Source organism: Dactylosporangium sp. NPDC050588 (assembly GCF_040654975.1).
Classification (GTDB): Bacteria; Actinomycetota; Actinomycetes; order Mycobacteriales; family Micromonosporaceae; genus Dactylosporangium; species Dactylosporangium maewongense.
Genome location: NZ_JBFAJA010000201.1, coordinates 1 through 3,307 on the forward strand (window position 1 = coordinate 1; position 3,307 = coordinate 3,307).

Annotated in this window: 2 protein-coding genes; both read right to left on the reverse strand. The window is 70.5% G+C overall.

Going from position 1 to position 3,307, the window contains the following annotated elements:
- Positions 1 to 419 (reverse strand): beta-ketoacyl synthase N-terminal-like domain-containing protein (locus AB0I21_RS57190; protein WP_360574430.1); only part of this gene is annotated, 419 nt, incomplete at its 3' end.
- Positions 420 to 444: 25 nt separating this feature from the next.
- Positions 445 to 3,303, reverse strand: a complete 2,859-nt coding sequence (locus AB0I21_RS57195; RefSeq protein ID WP_360574432.1) for a type I polyketide synthase — start codon at positions 3,301 to 3,303, stop codon at positions 445 to 447.
- Between the last annotated feature and the right edge of the window lie 4 nt (positions 3,304 to 3,307).

Sequence of the window (3,307 nt, forward strand, 5' to 3'; positions counted from 1 at the left end):
CCCGCCCGCTCCAACACCTCCCACGACACCTCCAACAACAACCGCTGCTGCGGATCCATCGCAAGCGCCTCACGCGGCGAAATCCCGAACAGGTCGGCGTCGAAGTCGGCGGCGTCGTACAGGAACCCGCCTTCGCGTGCCGACACCGAGCCCGGCAGTTTCCCGGTCGGGTCGAACCGGGCCAGCCGCTGCCAGCCCCGGTCGGCCGGGAAGCCGGCGATGGCGTCGCCCTCGTGTTCCAGCAGCGCCCAAAGGTCCTCGGGGGACCGCACCCCGCCGGGGAATCGGCAGGCCATGCCGACGATCGCGATCGGCTCGGTCGCCGCGTCGAGCAGCCGGCGGTTGTGCATGCGCAGCCGCTCGTTTTCCTTCAGCGACGAGCGCAGCGCCTCGACGAACTGTTCCTGCGACGTGTTCATCCGTTCTCCACCCCGTGCCGTCGGATCAGGACGATGTCTGTTGAGCGGCGAGCCGCAGCAGGCTCTCCGCGTCGAGATCGTCGATGGACTCACCCGGCTCGGCCGGGTCGTCGGCGCCGGCCAGCCGCAACACCAGGTCGAGCAGTCCGGAGCTCCGGAGCCGGGTCATCGGGATGCCGGCCAGCATCCGCCGGAACTCGCGTTCCTCGGCCTCCTCGGGCGTCTCCGCGTCCGGTCCGAGCCCCAGCGCCGTGCACAGATGGCCGGCGACGGCGGCCGGGGTGGGATGGTCGAACACGAGCGTGGCCGGCAGGCGCAGCCCGGTCTCGGCGCCGAGCCGGTTGCGCAGCTCGATGGCGAGCAGCGAGTCGAAGCCGAGGTCCTTGAACGCCTGGTCGGCGCCGACTGCCGAGCCCGGCCGGTGGCCGAGCACCCGTCCGACCAGCGACCGTACGGTGTCGAGGACGCGCTCGCGCTGCGCCTGCGGCTCCAGGTGGGCGAGCTGCTCGGCGAGGCCGCCGGGGGTTCCCTCGGCGGCGACGGCCCGTCGGCTCGTGGTCAGCAGACCGGAGAGCACCGTCTGCCCGGCGCCCCGGGTCAGGTCCAGCTTCACGGGCACGAGCACCGGTGCGCCCGAGCTGAGGGCCGCGTCGAACAGTGCCAGACCGTGCTCGTCGCTCATCGGCACGACGCCGTTGCGGACCAGCCGGTGACGGTCGGCGCTGTTGAGCCGCCCGGTGAGTTCGCTGTTCTGCAGCCAGTGCCCCCAGGCGAGTGACTGCGCCGGGAGTCCCTGTGCGCGCCGCTGCCGGGCCAGCGCATCCAGATACGCGTTCGCCGCCGCATAGTTGGCCTGCCCCGCAGCGCCGAACACCGCCGACGCCGACGAGAACAACACGAACGCACTCAACCCATCGGTCAGCTCATGCAGGTATTGGGCGGCGACCGCCTTCGCACTGAACACCGCTTCCAACTGGGACTCGGTCAGGTTCGCCACGGTCGCGTCGTCCAGGACACCGGCCGCATGGATCACCGCACTCGGCCGGCACTCGTCCAACAGCGCCTTCAACGCCTCCCGGTCAGACACGTCACAGGCGACGATCCGCGCCTGCGGCAGGTCCTCACCCAACCGTGCGGCACCCGGCGCGTCCGGACCGCGACGGGACACCAACACCAGCTCGGAAACGCCGTATGCGTCGACCAGATGCCGCGCCAGCAACCCGCCGAGCGTCCCCGTACCACCAGTGATCACCACAGGGCCGGTGCCGAAATCGACCTTGTCCTCCCCCGGTGCGGCCCGCACCAGACGCGGCACCTGTACTCGACCGTCGCCGTCGACACGCAGCTGCGGCTCGTCACACACCGCCACAGCGGCCCGCGCCGTCCCCGCATCAGCCGCATCCACCAACACGAAACGATCCGGATGCTCCGACTGCGCCGACGCCAGCAAACCCCACGCCGCCGCCCGCTCCGGACGAGCCTGGCTGTCCGGGACCAGCACCAGCCAGCGCTGCTCGTCGGCGGCCAGGCGCTGCTGCACACCTGTCAACACCTCGCGCAGGGCGACGTCCGTGCAGTCCCACACCGGACTGTCGTCCTGCGCCTCACTGACCTGGCCGGCCTCCTGCCAGTCGAGGGCATACAGATCCCGGATCGCCCGGGTCGGCAGCCGGTCGGGCAGCTCCCGCATGAGCAGCGACCCGATCGAGGCGATCGGCCCCCCGTCCGTGTCGGTCAGCGTCAACGTCACGGTGTCGCCGTCGGCGCGCAGCTTCACCCGCACCCTGGTCGCGCCGGTCGCGTGCACGGCCACGTCCTGCCAGGCGAACGGCAGCAGCACCGGCGCTCCGCCATAGGGCGAGTTCTGCAGTGCGGCAGCGTGCAGGGCAGCATCCAACAGCGCCGGGTGGATCGTGCGTCCGGCGGCCCGCCCGTGCTCCGACGACGGCAGCTCAACTTCTGCGTAAAGGTCGTCGCCAGCCGACCACGCCGCTCGCAGACCCTGGAACACCGGCCCGTACTCATAGCCACGCTCAGCGAGCCGGTCATAGAGGTCATTTGTCGGTACCGGCGTCGCGTCGGCGGGCAGCCACTCGATGGTGGGTGCCACTGGGCTCTCCTGGTCCAGTAGGCCGGTGGCGTGGCAGGTCCAGGGTTCGTCATCAGCCGCGCGCGAGTAGATCGCGACCTGCCGGTCGGCGTTCACCGCCGTCTGCACCTCGACAGCCCCGTCCAGCACCAACGGAGCCTGCACCGTCAACTCCCGCAGCACCGGAGCACCGACCAGGTCACCCGCGTTGATGGCCCAGTCCACGAACTGCGTCCCCGGCACCAGCACCGTCCCGTGCACGGCGTGGTCGGCCAGCCACGGCTCCCGGCTGGCCGAGACCTTGGCCGTGACCACCACGCCACCATCAGCCAGCCGCACCGGCAAACGGTCGTCGGCGGGCTCGAGCCAGTAACGCTGCCGCTGGAACGGATACGTCGGCAGCTCAGCAGGTGCGACGGCCGGCAGCACCGACGACCAGTCCACCGCAGTCCCGGCCGTGTGCAACACCGCCGCAGCCCGCAGCACATCAACCAAACCGCCACTGTCCCGCTTCAACGTCCCCGTCACCGTGCAGTCATCAACCGTGGCCACGATCCCCGGCAACAACACCGGATGCGCAGACACCTCCAAGAACCGCCGCAACCCGTCACCCGCAGCTGCGCGCACCGCAGCCTCAAACCGGACCTCAGCCCGCAGATTCCTGTACCAATAGCCGGCGTCCAACCCGACCGGATCAACCAACCCACCGGTCACCGTCGAATACCACGGCACCTCAGCAGCCCGGAACTCCACCACACCCAGACGGTCCTTCAGCACCGCCTCAACAGCCTCCACCTGC